The sequence below is a fragment of the Variovorax boronicumulans genome, assembly GCF_009811375.1.
Taxonomy (GTDB): Bacteria; Pseudomonadota; Gammaproteobacteria; order Burkholderiales; family Burkholderiaceae_C; genus Variovorax; species Variovorax boronicumulans.
The window spans coordinates 63,032-78,903 of record NZ_BKDH01000007.1; the positions used below are offsets into that span (position 1 = coordinate 63,032).

Sequence of the window (15,872 nt, forward strand, 5' to 3'; positions counted from 1 at the left end):
CATATGGCAGCTGGTAAGGAAATCCGCGGCAAGATCAAATCGGTGGAGAACACCAAGAAGATCACCAAGGCCATGGAAATGGTCTCGGTTTCCAAGATGCGCAAGGCGCAAGAGCGCATGCGTGCCGCACGCCCCTACAGCGAGAAGATCCGCAACATCGCGGCGAACCTTGGCAAGGCGAATCCCGAGTACACGCACGCCTTCATGAAGAAGAACGACGCCAAGGCGATCGGCTTCATCATCGTGACGAGCGACAAGGGCCTGTGCGGTGGCTTGAACACCAACCTGCTGCGCGCCGTGACGGCCAAGCTGCGCGAAGCGCAGTCGGCCGGCGTGGCCATCGAGTCGGTCGCCATCGGCAGCAAGGGCCTGGGCTTCCTGAACCGCATCGGTGCCCGCGTGGTGGCGCACGTCACCCACCTGGGTGACACGCCGCATCTGGACAAGCTCATCGGCCCGGTCAAGACGCTGCTGGACGCTTACGCGGAAGGCAAGCTCTCGGCCGTGTACCTGTGCTACACGAAGTTCATCAACACGATCAAGCAGGAGCCGCTCGTCGAGCAGCTGCTGCCGCTGGCCGCGGACTCGCTGCAAGTCGAGGAAGGCCAGCACTCGTGGGACTACATCTACGAGCCCGATGCGCAAAGCGTGATCGACGAGCTGCTGGTCCGCTATGTCGAGTCGCTGGTCTACCAGGGCGTGGCAGAAAACATGGCGTCCGAGCATTCGGCGCGGATGGTGGCCATGAAGGCTGCCACCGACAACGCAGGCAATGTGATCAGCGAGCTGAAGCTGGTCTACAACAAGACCCGCCAGGCCGGCATCACCAAGGAGCTCTCGGAAATCGTTTCGGGCGCTGCGGCGGCCGCCGGTGTCTGAGCCCTTCGGACCTCAACAGATTTAAATTTTTATCGGAGCAGACATGGCTCAAGCAGAAGCAGTTCAAGGCAAGATCGTTCAGTGTATTGGCGCTGTGGTCGACGTGGAATTCCCGCGCGACAAGATGCCCAAGATCTACGACGCCCTCAAGTTCGAAGGCAGCGCACTGACGCTCGAAGTCCAGCAGCAGCTCGGCGACGGCGTGGTCCGCACGATTGCGCTGGGTTCTTCCGACGGCCTGCGCCGCGGCCTGATCGTGACCAACACGCAAGCCCCCATCACCGTGCCCGTGGGCAAGGCGACGCTGGGCCGCATCATGGACGTGCTGGGCGCGCCCATCGACGAGCGTGGTCCGGTCGACCAGACGCTGACCGCCTCCATCCACCGCAAGGCTCCCGCGTACGACGAACTGTCGCCGTCGCAAGACCTGCTGGAAACCGGCATCAAGGTGATCGACTTGGTGTGCCCGTTCGCCAAGGGCGGCAAGGTGGGCCTGTTCGGTGGTGCCGGCGTGGGCAAGACCGTGAACATGATGGAACTCATCAACAACATCGCCAAGGCTCACTCGGGTCTGTCGGTGTTCGCTGGTGTGGGCGAACGTACCCGTGAAGGCAACGACTTCTATCACGAGATGGCCGACTCCGGCGTCGTGAACCTCGAGAAGCTCGAAGACTCCAAGGTCGCCATGGTCTACGGCCAGATGAACGAGCCCCCGGGCAACCGTCTGCGCGTGGCCCTGACCGGCCTGACCATCGCCGAGTCGTTCCGCGACGAAGGCCGTGACGTGCTGTTCTTCGTGGACAACATCTACCGCTACACGCTGGCCGGTACCGAAGTGTCGGCTCTGCTGGGCCGCATGCCTTCCGCCGTGGGCTACCAGCCGACGCTGGCCGAAGAAATGGGCCGCCTGCAAGAGCGGATCACCTCGACCAAGGTCGGCTCGATCACCTCGATCCAGGCCGTGTACGTCCCTGCGGACGACTTGACCGACCCGTCGCCTGCCACGACCTTCGCCCACTTGGACTCGACCGTGGTGCTGTCGCGTGACATCGCTTCGCTGGGTATCTACCCCGCCGTGGACCCGCTGGACTCGACCTCGCGCCAGCTCGACCCGAACGTGGTCGGCGAAGAGCACTACAACGTGGCCCGCGCCGTGCAAGGCACGCTGCAGCGCTACAAGGAACTGCGCGACATCATCGCGATTCTGGGCATGGACGAACTGGCTCCCGACGACAAGCTCGCCGTGGCCCGCGCTCGCAAGATCCAGCGTTTCCTGTCGCAGCCGTTCCACGTGGCCGAAGTGTTCACGGGTTCGCCGGGCAAGTACGTGCCGCTGTCGGAAACTATCCGCGGCTTCAAGATGATCGTGAACGGCGAAGCCGACCACCTGCCGGAACAAGCGTTCTACATGGTCGGCACCATCGACGAAGCGTTCGAAAAAGCCAAGAAGGTCGCCTAAGGCGGCATGGGAACTCAGATGGCAAACACCATTCACGTCGACGTGGTCAGCGCGGAAGAGTCGATCTTCTCGGGCGAAGCCAAGTTCGTCGCGCTGCCCGGTGAAGCCGGTGAGCTCGGCATCTATCCGCGTCACACGCCGCTGATCACGCGCATCCGTCCCGGCGCCGTGCGCATCGAGACGGCCGACGGCGGCGAAGAGTTCGTCTTCGTGGCCGGTGGCATCCTCGAAGTGCAGCCCGACGCCGTCACCGTGCTGTCCGACACCGCGATCCGCGGCAAGGACCTCGACGACGAGAAGGCCAACAAGGCCAAGGCGGCCGCCGAGGAAGCGCTGAAGAACGCGAAGAGCGACATCGACATCGCGATGGCGCAGTCGGAACTGGCCGTGATGGCTGCGCAGATCGCTGCGCTGCGCAAGTACCGCCAAAAGAAGTAATCGATGCCGCTGCCTTCGGGCAGAAGCAAAGAAAAAAGCCGCCTCCGGGCGGCTTTTTTTCGTCCCTCCTCGCCAGGACGAAGGTGTGTTCGATCTGAAATAGGTCGAAGTTAAGCCTTGCCCGGCTGAAGATGCCCTCCTAGTATTCGCCTTCGCCCGGCGACCGGTGCTTTCTTGACCGGCGCCTTTCCCACAAGAAGAGCGGAGACAAACGCGTGGCACCCTGGAGCGGCATCACGACCGACGAAATGCGGTTGCTGGAATCGACCTTCTGGTCGGCCGGCGGCTCGCGCCATGCCATGGCCGAACAGCTCGGCTTCTCCAAGAGCAAGGCCAACGGCCTGATCGCCGGCCTCGTCGACCAGGGCCTGCTCGCCGAGGCCGGCCTGCAGCGCTCCTCGGGCGGACGCCGCGCCGAAAACCTCCAGCTCAATGCCGAACTCGGCGTGCTCGTCGGCATCGACATCGGCGCCACCAGCCTCGATGTCGCGGTGCTGCGTCCCGACCTCACGGTGCTGGCCCAGCACGAGGAAGCCGCCGACGTGCGCGAAGGCCCGGCCGTGGTGCTGGCGCGCGTGCGCGTGCTGATGCGCGAGCTGCTGGCCCGCTGCGGGCAGGGCCCACGGAACGTCCTGGGCATCGGCATCGGCGTGCCCGGCCCCGTCAACTTCGAGATCGGCCAGCTCGTGAACCCGCCGCTCATGCCGGCCTGGGACAGCTTCTCGATCCGCGACTACCTGCGCGAGGACTACGCGGCGCCCGTGTTCGTCGACAACGACGTCAACCTGATGGCGCTCGGCGAGCTGTGGCGGCTGCGGCGCTCGCTCTCCAATTTCCTCGTGATCAAGATCGGCACCGGCATCGGCTGCGGCATCGTCTGCCACGGCGAGGTGTACCGCGGCGCGGCCGGCTCGGCCGGCGACGTGGGTCACATCTGCGTCGACCAGGAAGGCCCGCGCTGCCATTGCGGCAACCTGGGTTGCGTCGAGGCGATGGCGGCCGGCCCCGCGATCACGCGCATGGCGATGCAGGCGGCCGAAGCCGGCGAAAGCGCGACGCTCGCCGAATGCCTGCGCACACGCGGGCGCATCGATGCCTTCGACGTGGGGCAGGCCAGCCGCGGCGGCGACCCGGCGGCCAACGCCATCATCCAGCGCGCGGGCAGCCTGATCGGGCAGATGCTCGCGTCGGTCGTCAACTTCTTCAATCCCTCGCACGTGTTCATCGGCGGCGGCATCACGCGCATCGGGCCGCTGTTTCTTGCTGCGGTGCGCCAGAGCGTGTACCAGCGCTCGCTCGCGCTGTCGACGCGACACCTGGAAATCCAGTACACGCCGCTGGGCACGCAGGGCGGCCTCGTCGGCGCGGGCGTGCTGGCGATGCAGGAAACGCTCAAGGCCCGAGGGGTAGCGCCATGACGAATACCGTGGCAACCAAGGGCAGCGTGGCCGTCGAGTTCGACGGCGTGGTGAAGGCCTTCGGTCCCGTGCAGGTGCTGCATGGCGTGAGCTTTGCGCTCGCGCCGGGGCGCGTGTACGGCCTGCTGGGCGAGAACGGCGCGGGCAAGTCCACGCTGATGAAGATCCTGTCGGGCTACGAGTCGTTGACCAGCGGCACCTTGCGCGTCAACGGCCAGCCGCAAAGCTTCACGAGCTCGCGCGATGCCGAGGCGCTGGGCATCGTGCTGATCCACCAGGAGTTCAACCTCGCCGAAGACCTCAGCGTGGCGCAGAACATTTTCCTGGGCCACGAAAAGAAGAAGGGCTGGCTGCTCGACGACGCCGCGATGGAGCGCGATGCCGCCGCCGCGCTCGCCGCCGTGGGCCTGGCCATCGACCCGCGCACCAAGGTGCGTCGCCTCATCGTCGCCGAGAAGCAGCTCGTCGAGATCGCGAAGGCCATCGCCCGTCGCGCGCGCCTGCTCGTCATGGACGAGCCCACCGCCACGCTCACGCCCGGCGAGACCGAGCGCCTGTTCAAGCTCATCGCCCAACTGCGCGCCGACGGCGTGACCATCGTCTACATCTCGCACAAGCTCGACGAGGTGGAGCAGGTCACCGACGAGGTGATCGTGATGCGCGACGGCCGCTTCGTGGCGCGCGCACCCACGCCCGAGGTCTCGCGCCAGCAGATGGCCAACCTCATGGTGGGCCGCGAACTCGCCGACCTGTACCCGCCGCGCGACCTCGTCGTGTCCGCCGACAAGCCGGCCCTGCGCGTGCGCAACTTCAGCGTGCCCGGCTGGGCGCAGGACGCGAGCTTCGAGGTGCGCCCCGGCGAGATCCTCGGCTTCGCGGGCCTCGTCGGCGCCGGCCGCACCGAGCTGTTCGAAGGCCTGCTCGGGCTGCGCCCGGCCAGCGGCACCGTCGAGATGCGTGGCGAGCCCGTGCCGCACGGCAAGGGCTGGCGCAACCCGCGCGACGCGGCGAAACACGGCCTCACCTACCTCAGCGAAGACCGCAAGGGCAAGGGCCTGCACGTGCACTTCGGCCTGCGCCAGAACCTCACGCTGATGGCGCTCGAGCGCTACGCGCAGCCCTGGCTGAAGCCCGACGCGGAGCGCGCGGCGCTCGGCGAGGCGGTGAAGGACTACGGCATCCGCACCGGCTCGCTCGACGTGCGGGCCTCGTCGCTGTCGGGCGGCAACCAGCAGAAGCTCGCGCTCGCCAAGGTGCTGCAGCCACAGCCCAAGGTGGTGGTGCTGGACGAGCCCACGCGCGGCGTGGACATCGGCGCCAAGCGCGACATCTATTTCCTGATCCAGCGACTCGCCCGCGAAGGCCTCGCGGTGATCGTCGTCTCGTCCGAACTGATGGAGCTGATCGGCCTGTGCCACCGCGTCGCGGTGATGCGTGCGGGCCGGCTCGTTGCCACGCTCGACGCGACCCACCTGACTGAAGAGGAGCTCATCGCTCATGCCACCGGAACCGCAGACACCCACGCAGCCTGACGCCGCTCAGCAGCCACACCGCAGCGAAGGCAAGCCGCGCTGGACCGAGCGCCTGCACGGCCTCGGCCCGGTCATCGGCCTCGTGCTGCTGTGCATCGCGGGCACGCTGCTCAACGGCGACTTCGCCACCGTCGACAACGCGATGAACGTGCTCACGCGCACCGCCTTCATCGGCATCATCGCGGTGGGCATGTGCTTCGTGATCATCTCGGGCGGCATCGACCTGTCGGTGGGCTCGATGGCCGCGCTCATCGCGGGCAGCGTGATCATGTTCATCAACTGGGCCGGCCCCGCCTCGGGCTCGCCGCTGATGGCGGTGATGATGGGCGCGGTGCTCGCCGTGGTGCTGGGCGCGCTGTTCGGCCTGGCGCACGGCCTGCTCATCACCAAGGGACGCATCGAGCCCTTCATCGTGACGCTGGGCACGCTGGGCATCTTCCGCGCGTACCTCACGTACTTTGCCGACGGCGGCGCGCTCACGCTCGACAACGAGCTGTCCGATCTCTATGCGCCCGTGTACTACGCGAGCCTCGCAGGCATCCCGGTGCCGGTGTGGGTGTTCGTGATCGTCGCGGTCATCGGCGGCGTCATCCTCAACCGCACCGCCTACGGGCGCTACGTGCAGGCCATCGGTTCCAACGAGCAGGTGGCGCGCTATGCGGCCGTGGACGTCGACCGCGTGAAGATCCTCACCTACGTGCTGCTCGGCGTGTGCGTCGGCATTGCCACGCTGCTGTACGTGCCGCGCCTGGGCTCGGCCTCGCCGACCACGGGCCTGCTGTGGGAGCTCGAAGCCATTGCCGCGGTGATCGTCGGCGGCACCGCGTTGAAGGGCGGCGCGGGCAGCATCACCGGCACGGTGGTGGGCGCGATCCTGCTCTCGGTCATCAGCAACATCCTGAACCTCACCAGCATCATCAGCGTGTACCTCAACGCAGCCGTCCAGGGCTTCGTGATCATCGTCGTCGCGTTCCTCCAAAGAGGCCGGCGCTAGTTTTCCGTTCGTTCCGTTCCACCACCAAAGAGGAGACATCCAGCATGACGACTTTCACCCGACGCCTCGCGCTCACGGCGGTTGCCACCGCAGCGTTCGCCGCCAGCCTGCCCGCGCTTGCCGCGGACAAGGTCAACCTCGGCGTGTCGATTCCCGCGGCCACGCACAGCTTCATGGGCGGCATCAACTACTGGGCCAACCAGGCGAAGAAGGACCTCGAGAAGCAGCACAAGGACCTGAAGATCACGATCAAGACCGCAGCCAACGCGCCCGAGCAGGCCAACCAGCTGCAGGACCTGTCGACGGTCACCAGGATCAACGCGCTCGTCGTGTTCCCGTTCGAATCGGCCGCGCTCACCAAGCCGGTCGCGCAGGTCAAGGCCAAGGGCGCGTACGTCACCGTGGTCGACCGCGGCCTGACCGACACCAGCGCGCAAGATGCGTATGTGGCCGGCGACAACACGGCCTTCGGCAAGATCCCGGCCGAGTACATCGTCAAGCAGCTCGGCGGCAAGGGCAACGTGGTCGCCCTGCGCGGCATCGCGACCACGCTCGACAACGAGCGCATGGACGCCTTCAACGCGGTGCTCAAGGGCAGCCCCGACATCAAGCTGCTCGACGCCAAGTACGCCAACTGGAACCGCGACGACGCCTTCAAGGTCACGCAGGACTACCTGACGCGCTTCAAGCAGATCGACGCCATCTGGGCCGCCGACGACGACATGGCCGTGGGCGTGCTCAAGGCCATCTCGCAGGCCAAGCGCGACGACATCAAGATCGTGTTCGGCGGCGCGGGCGCCAAGGACATGGTCAAGACCATCATGGACGGCAAGGACAAGCGCATCACGGCCGACGTGAGCTACTCGCCCAAGTTCATCTACGACGCAATCAAGCTCACGGCCGAGGCACGCCTGAAGGGCGAGAAGCTGCCGGCGACCACGATCATTCCGTCGGTGCTGATCACCAAAGAAAACGCCAAGGATTTCTACCATCCCAATTCGCCGTTCTAAGGTGACCGAGATCGCTTCACGTCCCCTGCGCTGCGCCATGGTCGGCGGCGGTCGCGACGCCTTCATCGGCGCCGTGCACCGCAAGGCCATGGCGCTCGACGGCCAGATCGCGCTGGTCGCCGGCGCGCTGTCGTCGAGCCCGGACAAGGCGCGCGCCTCGGGCCGCGACCTCGGCCTGGCCGACGACCGCAACCACGGCGACTGGCAGGCGCTGCTGGCCGACGAACTGAAGCGCCCGGCCGATGAGCGCATCGACTTCGTCTCGATCGTCACGCCCAACCATGTGCACTACCCGGTGGCACAGGCCTTCGCCGAGGCGGGCTTTCATGTGGTGTGCGACAAGCCGCTGGTGCACACGCGCGCGCAGGCCGATGCGCTGGTCGCCACCGTGGCGAAGCAGGGCACGGTGTTCGGCGTGACCTACAACTACACCGGCTACCCGATGGTGCGGCAGGCGCGCGAGATGGTGCGCACGGGCCAGATCGGCGAGGTCCGCAAGGTCGTCGTCGAATACAACCAGGGCTGGCTCGCCAGCCACGTGGAAGCCGCGGGCGGCAACAAGCAGGCCGACTGGCGCACCGACCCCGCGCGCAGCGGCGCGGCCGGCGCCATCGGCGACATCGGCTCGCATGCCGAGAACCTCGTGGCCACCGTCACCGGCCTGGAGATCGAGAGCCTGTGCGCCGACCTCGGCGCGCTGGTGCCGGGCCGCCTGCTCGACGACGACGGCAGCCTGCTGCTGCGCTTCCAGGGCGGCGCGCGCGGCGTGCTGGTGGCCTCGCAGATCAACACCGGGCTGGAGAACGACCTGCGCCTGCGCGTCTCCGGCACGCTGGGCACGCTCGAATGGCGCCAGGAGCAGCCGAGCCAGCTGGTGCACCTGCCGCACGACGGGCCCCGGCGCGTGCTCACGCGCGGCGCGCCCTGGCTGTGCGAGTCGGCGCGGCGCGCGAGCCGCCTGCCGGCCGGTCATCCCGAAGGCTTCATCGAGGCGTTTGCGAACGTTTATGCGGGCGTGGCGGCGGACATCCGCGCGCGGCTGGCGGGGCAGGTGGCCGATCCGCTGGCGGCGGACTATCCGCGCGTGGAAGACGGGGCGCGCGGCGTGCGCTTCATCGAGCGCACGGTGGCGTCGGCTGGAAGCGAATTAAAGTGGACGCCCTGGTAGCCGCGCACGGGCCTCGTTGAAACGAGGCGAGGCCGCGGCACCAGCGGCCGCCATGACGCACTCCTCCTCATCTTCTTTCGACGCCCCTTCGCCTCAGCCTTCATGGCCGCGCGCCCTCTGGCAGCGCTGCCGCACGCTGTGGCTGCTCAAGCTGGCCGGCAACACCGTCGCCACGCTGGGTTTCTTCCCGCTGTACTTCTGGGTCATGCACCACGCCGGGCCGGCGTGGGTGCTGCCGCTCACGGCCGTCGACCGGCTGATCGCGTTCTGGCCGGCGATGCTGCCGGTGTACCTCACGCTGTGGGCCTACATCGCACTGCCGGTGCTGCTGGCCAGGGACCGGCGCGAGCTGAACACCATCGCCATCGGCTGCGCGGTGATGACGGCGATCGCATTGGCCGTGTTCTGGTGGATGCCGACGGCGATCCCGAACTTCGCGATCGAGGCCGCGCCGGGTTCGTCGTTGCACTTCCTCAAGACCTTCGACGCGGCGGGCAACGCCTTTCCGTCGCTGCATGTGTCGTTCTCGGTGTTCGCCTGCATGGTGCTGGCGCGGCAGCTGCGCGAGGCCAGCGCGCCGGGCTGGCTGCGGCTGCTCAACCTCGCGTGGGCGGTGGCCATCGTGTACTCGACGATGGCGGTGCGCCAGCATGTGCTGATCGACGTGCTGGGCGGCCTCGGGCTGGGCCTGGCGATGGGCTTCGCGTTGCGCGAGCGCCCATCGGCGGCTTTGGCCCCGGTCGCGGCGCGCGCGGCGTAGACCGATCGCGGTATTCCGCCGCGCGGGCGCCGACGGTACAAAGCGGCATCGCCGTCCACCGAGCCCGCCATGACCTGTCGCCTGTTCTCCCTCGCTGCCGTCGCCTGTCTTCTCGCCGGCCCCGCGTTGGCCATCGACTACCCGGCGCGCAAGCCGGGGCTGTGGGAAATCCAGACCGGCGAGGGCGGCGCGGCCACGGCCAAGGCGCCGGGCCAGACGATCCAGCAATGCATCGACGCGGCCACCGACAAGGCGATGCGCGAGATGGGCCAGGGCATGGGCAAGGACATGTGCTCGAAGCAGGACCTGCGCCTCGAAGGCGTGAAGCTGGTCATCGACTCGGTCTGCAAGATCGGCCCCACCACCGCGACCTCGCGTGCCGTGATGACCGGCGACTTCAGCAGCGCCTACCGTGTCGAAAGCAAGTCGACCTACAGCCCGCCGCTGATGGGCCGGACCGAGGGCACGAGCGTCGTCGACGCCAGGTGGGTCGGCCCCTGCAAGCCGGGCCAGAAGCCGGGCGACATGGTCATGGGCAACGGCATGAAGATGAACATGCTCGACGCGATGGCGAAGATGCCGCCGCGGAAGTGATCGCGGCCGGTGGTCGGATCAGCCCGCGCCGTTGGCCTTGACCCAGCGCACGATGTCGGCCGCGCCCATCGCACCGGCCTGCCGCGCGACCTCGCGACCACCCTTGAACAGGGCCAGCGTCGGGATGCTGCGGATGTTGAAGCGCGCGCCCAGCGCCTGCACCGCCTCGGTGTCGACCTTGGCCAGCCGCACCTGCGGTTCGAGCTGGGCCGCCGCCTGTTCGTAGGCCGGCGCCATCTGGCGGCAGGGGCCGCACCAGGGCGCCCAGAAATCGACCAGCACCGGGATCTCGTTGCGCGCGATGTGGCGATCGAAGGTGGCCGCGTCGGGCAGTGCGGTGGAGTGGCCGGTGAACAGCGGGCGGTGGCAGCTGCCGCAGTCGGGCGCGCTGCCCAGTTGCGCCGTGCGCACGCGGTTGGTCGTGTGGCAGTGCGGGCAGACGATGTGCAGCGATTCGGATTCGGTCATGCCCGAAAAATAGGGGCCGTGTGCGCGGATTGCAAGGCGCGCGCGCCGAGGGCGCCGCGCCTCAGAGCACCACGGGCGCGTCGGGCAGCTCGTTGGTGTCGGGCTGGTCGTCGGCCAGTGGGAAGTGGGCCATCAGCAGCGCCGACACCTCTTCCAGCGCCAGCGTGATGCCGTCTTCGAAGCGGCCTTCGCGGAAGGCCACGGCCATGCGCTGCGTCATGGCGGCCCATTCGGCGGAGCCCACGTGGGCGTCGATGCCGCGGTCGGCCACGATCTCGATGGCGTGCTCGGCCAGCAGCAGGTAGATCAGCACGCCGTTGTTGTGCGCGGTGTCCCACACGCGCAGCTTGCCGAACAGCGTCACGGCGCGTTCCCGGGGCGGCGCGTGGCGCCACAGGTAGGACATCGGCAGGCCGGCCTCGACGCAGATGCGGATCTCGCCGCTGTGGCGGCGTTCGCTCGCGGCCACGCGGCCGGCCAGGCGCTGCATCGCGTCGGCCGGCAGCACGCGGCGCACGGCGGCTTCGTCGGTCCAGCGATGCCGCCAGATGCGGCCCAGCTTCGAGAAGAGCGTGGGGTCTGCAGTTGCCATGAGGTTCACCAGTCTCCCGAAGCGCCGCCGCCGCCGAAATTGCCACCGCCGCCGGAGCTGAATCCGCCGCCGCCACCTCCGCCGCCGCTGCTCCAGCCGCCGCCACCGCCACCACTGCTCCAGCCACCCCCGCCGCCACCGCCTCGGCCGCCGCGACCGGGGCCGAACCCGGCAAGGCCCGAGAACAGCGAGACCATGAGCGCGATCAGCCCGGCGATCACCGCGATGACCGTGCTGGTCGTGAGGAAGAACGCGACCACGCCGATGCCGCCGCCCATGGCGACCGAGCCCATCGTCTTGCCCAGGATGGCGCGCGCGATCGGGGCGCCGACGAAGACGCCGACGAACAGGAAGATCGCGAGGTTCTCCCAGTCGAAGCCGTCATTGCCGCCTGAGCTGCCGCTGTTGCCGCGCGAAGGCTCGGGCAGCGGCTCGCCGTCGACCAGGCCGATGAGCCGGTCCACCGCCGCGTTCAGGCCGCCCGCGAAATCGTTGTTGCGAAAGCGCGGCTTCATCTCCTCGTCGATGATGCGCACCGCCGCGAGGTCGGGCACCGCGCCTTCGAGCGTCTTGGCGGTGGCGATGCGCATCTTGCGATCGTCCTTGGCGACGATGACCAGGAGGCCGTCGCCCACGCCCTTGCGGCCGATCTTCCAGGCGTCGCCCACGCGCTGCGCGTAGCTCGCGATGTCTTCGGGCGCCGTGGTCGGCACCATCAGCACCACGATCTGCGAGCCCTTGCGCTGCTCGAAGGCCGCGAGCTTGGTTTCGAGGCCCGAGCGCTGCGCGGCGTCGAGCGTGCCGGTCTGGTCGATCACGCGCGCCGTGAGCGTGGGGATCGGCAGCAGGCCCTGCGCCAGCGCGGGCAGGCCGGCCCATGCGAGGGCCGCGATGAAGATCGCTGCCAGTGCGCGGCGGATCAGGGCTGCGGCCATCGGCGCCGCTTCTTACTTCTTGGGAGTGCTGAAGTCGACGGTCGGCGGCGTCGAGATCTGGGCTTCGTTCTGCACCGAGAAATTCGCCTTCGGCTTGTAGCTGAAGACCATGGCCGTGAGGTTGGTCGGGAAGCTGCGCGCGAGCACGTTGTACTCCTGCACGCTCTCGATGTAGCGGTTGCGCGCCACGGTGATGCGGTTCTCGGTGCCCTCGAGCGTCACGCGCAGGTCGCGGAAGGCCTGGTTGGCCTTGAGGTCGGGGTAGCGCTCGGCCACCACCATGAGCCGCGACAGCGCCGACGACAGCTCGCCCTGTGCCTGCTGGAACTTGTTGAAGGCCTCGGGGTTGTTGAGCGTCTCGGGCGTCACCTGGATCGAGGTGGCCTTGGCGCGCGCCTCGATCACCTTGGTGAGCGTGTCCTGCTCGAAGCTGGCCTCGCCCTTCACGGTGGCGACGATGTTCGGCACGAGGTCGGCACGCCGCTGGTACTGGTTGAGGACCTCGCTCCAGGCCGACTTGCTGGCCTCGTCGAGGGACTGGAACTGGTTGTAGCCGCATCCGCTGAGGGACAGGACGGCCGCGAGAATCAGGAACCAGCGCTTCATCATCATTTGCATTACCTCCGCAGAAGGAGGCCGAAGTTAGCATAGATGGGGTCATGGCCCTCGATCCCCTCCACGCCCTGCAGGCCGCGAACCGCGCGGCGGCGCCCACTGCCGCGCCGCCTGCCGGCACGCTGCTGATCGCGGGCGCGACCGGCGCGCTCGGCCAGGAGCTGCTGCACCGGCTCGCGGGCCGCCACCGCTTCCAGCACACGCGCGTGCTGGCGCGCGAGCCCATGCACGACGGGTTGCCGGGCGTCGAGACCGTGCAGTGCCCGGCGCTGCCGATCGCGCAGTGGCCGCTGGTGGCGGCCGACGTGGCGGTGGTCGCCTTCGATCCGCCGCGCCTGTACCACGGCCGCGAGCGCGCGCTGTGGCACCCCGAGCCCGCCGACCTGCCCGAACTGGCGCGCTGGCTGCGCGCCAGCGGCGTGCGCACGCTGGCCATCGTGCAGCCGCACGACCGCGGCCGGCTGCCCGAGGCGCTCAAGCGCGGGCTGGCCAGCCTGGACGAGCAGGCCGTGGTCGCCTGCGACTTCGAGCGCCTGATCCTGCTGCGCTCGGCGCGCAAGCCGGCCGACGTGCGCCTGGCCAACCTCGGCGAGCGGCTCGCGGCCTGGATGCTGTCGATCATGCGGTTCATGGTGCCGGCCAACGAGCAGCCGGTGCGCGCGCCCAAGATGGCCGAGCTGGTCGACTTGGCGCTGCGCGTGGCGCCGCCCGGCGTGCACGTGGCCGCGCCCGAGATGGTGTGGCAAGCCGCGCAGGGCGCCACCGAGGCGGCGGCGCGCGCGTGGCTGATTCCCGCGTCCGCGCCCGAAGCACCCACGGCCGGGTCGCCTGCTGCCACATGGCCGTGACATGGGCAGGGCAAAATCCGGCCTACCCCCTTCGCTCTCGCCCTTCACCGCCATGCCCAAGACCCCTTTCCGCGCCGCCGCGGCCATCGGCGGCACTGCCGACGATGTCGAGGCCGCCTTCTACGAAGCGCTGCAACGCGGCGATGTCGATGCGCTGATGGCCTGCTGGGCCGACGAGGACGAGGTGTTCTGCGTCCACCCGGGCGGCCCGCGGCTGGTGGGCGCGGTGGCGATCCGCGCGGCCTTCGAGCAGATGTTCGCCAACGGCGCCATCCATGCGACGCCGGCGCGCGTGCGCAAGATCGAGTCGCTGGCGAGCGCCGTGCACAACGTGCTGGAGCGCATCGAGGTGCTCACGGCCGAGGGGCCGCGCCATGCCTTCGTGCTGGCCACCAACGTGTATCACAAGACCGCGCAGGGCTGGCGCATGGTGGCGCACCACGCGAGCCCGGGCAGCGCGCGCGAGCCGGACGACGCGAACGATCCACCGCAGGTCCTGCACTGAGTCCTGCTTCGAGCGATGGCCTCTCCCTTTCCTTCTTCCTCTTTCTCACCGGATTCCGCGTCGCCCGTTGCATACGACGCAATGGGCTACGACGCCCCGCGCTGGCTGCCCGGCGGCAACCTGCAGACCATCTGGGCCGCGCTGTGCGCGCGCCGCTTCGACGGGCCCGCGCCGGTGTACCGCCGCGAGCGCTGGACCGCGCCGGACGGCGACTTCATCGACGTCGACTTCGCCGATGCGCCGCAGCCCGGCCCCCGGCCGCTGCTGGTGCTGTTCCACGGGCTCGAGGGCTCGTCGCGCAGCCACTACGCCGAGGCCTTCGCGGCCTTTGCCGCCGCGCGCGGCATGGCCTTCGCGGTGCCGCACTTTCGCGGTTGCAGCGGCGAGCTGAACCTCGCGCCGCGCGCCTACCACTCGGGCGACCACGAGGAGATCGACTGGATCCTGCGGCGCATGCACGCGCAGCACGTGGTGCAGGGCGGCGGCGGGCCGGTGCTGGCGGCCGGCGTCTCGCTGGGCGGCAATGCGCTGCTGCGCTGGGCCTGCGAGGCGGGCGAGAGCGCGCGGGCCTCGGTCGATGCGGTGGCGTCGGTGTGCGCGCCGCTCGACCTGGCGGCGGGCGGCGAGGCGATCGGGCGCGGCTTCAACCGGCTGGTCTACACGCGCATGTTCCTCGCGACCATGAAGCCCAAGGCGCTGGCCAAGCTGGCGCAGTTCCCGGGCCTGTTCGACCGCGACCGGCTGATGGCCGCGCGCGACCTGTATGACTTCGACGACGTGTTCACCGCGCCGCTGCACGGCTTTCGCAACACCGACGACTACTGGGCGCGCGGCTCGTCCAAGCCGCTGCTGGGCGCGATCCGCGTGCCCGCGCTGGTGGTGAACGCCCGCAACGATCCCTTCATTCCGGCCCGCAGCCTGCCGGCGCCCAGCGAGGTCGGGTCGCACGTCACGCTGTGGCAGCCCGCGGGTGGCGGCCACGTGGGCTTTCCGCTCGGCCTGCCGCCGGGGCATGTGGGCGGAATGCCCGAGCGCGTAGGAGGGTGGCTGGCCCACCACCTCTCGTCGACGCGGGCGCAAAATACGGCCCATGGATGACATCGTCAAACAGGCATTGGCCAAGTGGCCGAACGTGCCGCACTGCTACGGCTGGCTCGGCCTGGACGCGCGCGGCAACTGGTACATGCGCGACGACCGCACGCAGGCGCAGGGCCCGTTTCGCAGCGCCAAGGGCTCGATGCTGCGGCACGACAAGCTGATCGACTTCATCCACCGCAACTACGAGCACGACGCCGACGGCCAGTGGTTCTTCCAGAACGGGCCGCAGCGCGTGTATGTCGAGCTGGAGGCGGCGCCGCTGGTGTGGCGCGTGGCGCAGCAGGGCGTGGGCACGTTCCCGGTCACGGCCCACACGGGCGTGCCGGCCGAGGTGTCGGGCTGCCTGCTTGACGAAGAGGGCCGGCTCTATCTGGTCGCGCCGGCGGGGCTCGGGCTGGTGCACACGCAGGACGTGGGCATCGCCGCCGAGGCCGTGGAGCAGGGCGTCTGGACGCCGGAGCCGGTGCGCGCGGCCGACCTGCCGGGGCGCTTCGGCCATGTGCTGAGCCCGGTAGAACGCCATGCAGGCGTGGCTATATAGCTACTGAAAAGATAGCAA

18 protein-coding genes are annotated in these 15,872 nt (G+C 68.8%); 14 read left to right on the plus strand and 4 right to left on the minus strand.

The window, feature by feature from the left end:
• Positions 1 to 3: 3 nt before the first annotated feature.
• From atpG to VHAB30_RS30435, 10 genes are all read left to right on the plus strand, one after another.
• Positions 4 to 879: a F0F1 ATP synthase subunit gamma gene (atpG, locus tag VHAB30_RS30390; RefSeq protein WP_062480182.1), complete on the plus strand. Its 876-nt coding sequence runs from the start codon at positions 4 to 6 to the stop codon at positions 877 to 879.
• 43 nt (positions 880 to 922) lie between these two features.
• Positions 923 to 2,338 carry a F0F1 ATP synthase subunit beta gene (gene atpD, locus VHAB30_RS30395; protein ID WP_062480184.1) on the plus strand — a complete coding sequence of 472 codons (1,416 nt, stop codon included), beginning with the start codon at positions 923 to 925 and terminating at the stop codon, positions 2,336 to 2,338.
• Positions 2,339 to 2,356: 18 nt separating this feature from the next.
• On the plus strand, positions 2,357 to 2,776 hold the full coding sequence (locus tag VHAB30_RS30400; protein ID WP_062480186.1) for a F0F1 ATP synthase subunit epsilon: 420 nt from the start codon (positions 2,357 to 2,359) through the stop codon (positions 2,774 to 2,776).
• Between the two features lie 248 nt (positions 2,777 to 3,024).
• A complete protein-coding gene (locus VHAB30_RS30405) occupies positions 3,025 to 4,194 on the plus strand; it encodes an ROK family protein (RefSeq protein ID WP_062480207.1) in 1,170 nt (389 codons plus the stop codon).
• Positions 4,191 to 5,726: a sugar ABC transporter ATP-binding protein gene (locus VHAB30_RS30410; RefSeq protein WP_062480189.1), complete on the plus strand. Its 1,536-nt coding sequence runs from the start codon at positions 4,191 to 4,193 to the stop codon at positions 5,724 to 5,726. The genes VHAB30_RS30405 and VHAB30_RS30410 overlap by 4 nt, the downstream gene beginning before the upstream one ends.
• Positions 5,692 to 6,720, plus strand: coding sequence for an ABC transporter permease (locus VHAB30_RS30415; protein WP_062480191.1), 1,029 nt, complete (start codon positions 5,692 to 5,694; stop codon positions 6,718 to 6,720). Before VHAB30_RS30410 ends, VHAB30_RS30415 begins: the two co-directional genes overlap by 35 nt.
• A gap of 44 nt (positions 6,721 to 6,764) precedes the next feature.
• Positions 6,765 to 7,730, plus strand: a complete 966-nt coding sequence (locus tag VHAB30_RS30420) for a substrate-binding domain-containing protein (RefSeq protein WP_159279648.1) — start codon at positions 6,765 to 6,767, stop codon at positions 7,728 to 7,730.
• A gap of 37 nt (positions 7,731 to 7,767) precedes the next feature.
• Positions 7,768 to 8,898, plus strand: a complete 1,131-nt coding sequence (locus VHAB30_RS30425; RefSeq protein WP_174250317.1) for a Gfo/Idh/MocA family protein — start codon at positions 7,768 to 7,770, stop codon at positions 8,896 to 8,898.
• Between the two features lie 52 nt (positions 8,899 to 8,950).
• The gene (locus VHAB30_RS30430) at positions 8,951 to 9,658 is read left to right on the plus strand and encodes a phosphatase PAP2 family protein (RefSeq protein WP_159279650.1); all 708 of its coding nucleotides are present in this window, start codon (positions 8,951 to 8,953) and stop codon (positions 9,656 to 9,658) included.
• A 69-nt stretch (positions 9,659 to 9,727) separates the two neighbouring features.
• Positions 9,728 to 10,252 (plus strand): DUF3617 domain-containing protein, encoded by a 525-nt coding sequence (locus VHAB30_RS30435; RefSeq protein ID WP_159279651.1) that lies wholly within the window; start codon positions 9,728 to 9,730, stop codon positions 10,250 to 10,252.
• An 18-nt stretch (positions 10,253 to 10,270) separates the two neighbouring features.
• Here the strand turns inward: VHAB30_RS30435 and trxC are convergent, their stop codons facing one another.
• The 4 genes from trxC to VHAB30_RS30455 form a co-directional block, all read right to left on the minus strand.
• Positions 10,271 to 10,720 carry a thioredoxin TrxC gene (gene trxC / locus VHAB30_RS30440; RefSeq protein ID WP_159279652.1) on the minus strand — a complete coding sequence of 150 codons (450 nt, stop codon included), beginning with the start codon at positions 10,718 to 10,720 and terminating at the stop codon, positions 10,271 to 10,273.
• A 61-nt stretch (positions 10,721 to 10,781) separates the two neighbouring features.
• Entirely contained in the window at positions 10,782 to 11,312 is a 531-nt protein-coding gene (locus VHAB30_RS30445) for a TPM domain-containing protein (RefSeq protein WP_070063861.1), read from the minus strand.
• A 5-nt stretch (positions 11,313 to 11,317) separates the two neighbouring features.
• Complete coding sequence (locus VHAB30_RS30450; protein WP_159279653.1) at positions 11,318 to 12,247, minus strand: TPM domain-containing protein; 930 nt, start codon at positions 12,245 to 12,247, stop codon at positions 11,318 to 11,320.
• 12 nt (positions 12,248 to 12,259) lie between these two features.
• Positions 12,260 to 12,859 (minus strand): LemA family protein, encoded by a 600-nt coding sequence (locus VHAB30_RS30455; protein WP_172438430.1) that lies wholly within the window; start codon positions 12,857 to 12,859, stop codon positions 12,260 to 12,262.
• A gap of 47 nt (positions 12,860 to 12,906) precedes the next feature.
• On the opposite strand from VHAB30_RS30455, the gene VHAB30_RS30460 reads away from it, so the two are divergent.
• From VHAB30_RS30460 to VHAB30_RS30475, 4 genes are all read left to right on the plus strand, one after another.
• On the plus strand, positions 12,907 to 13,710 hold the full coding sequence (locus tag VHAB30_RS30460) for a hypothetical protein (protein WP_159279654.1): 804 nt from the start codon (positions 12,907 to 12,909) through the stop codon (positions 13,708 to 13,710).
• A 52-nt stretch (positions 13,711 to 13,762) separates the two neighbouring features.
• The gene (locus VHAB30_RS30465; RefSeq protein WP_062481770.1) at positions 13,763 to 14,215 is read left to right on the plus strand and encodes a YybH family protein; all 453 of its coding nucleotides are present in this window, start codon (positions 13,763 to 13,765) and stop codon (positions 14,213 to 14,215) included.
• Positions 14,216 to 14,296: 81 nt separating this feature from the next.
• Positions 14,297 to 15,313, plus strand: coding sequence for a YheT family hydrolase (locus VHAB30_RS30470; protein ID WP_159279655.1), 1,017 nt, complete (start codon positions 14,297 to 14,299; stop codon positions 15,311 to 15,313).
• Positions 15,306 to 15,854 (plus strand): DUF2946 family protein, encoded by a 549-nt coding sequence (locus VHAB30_RS30475; protein WP_159279656.1) that lies wholly within the window; start codon positions 15,306 to 15,308, stop codon positions 15,852 to 15,854. The genes VHAB30_RS30470 and VHAB30_RS30475 overlap by 8 nt, the downstream gene beginning before the upstream one ends.
• The last annotated feature ends 18 nt before the right edge of the window (positions 15,855 to 15,872 follow it).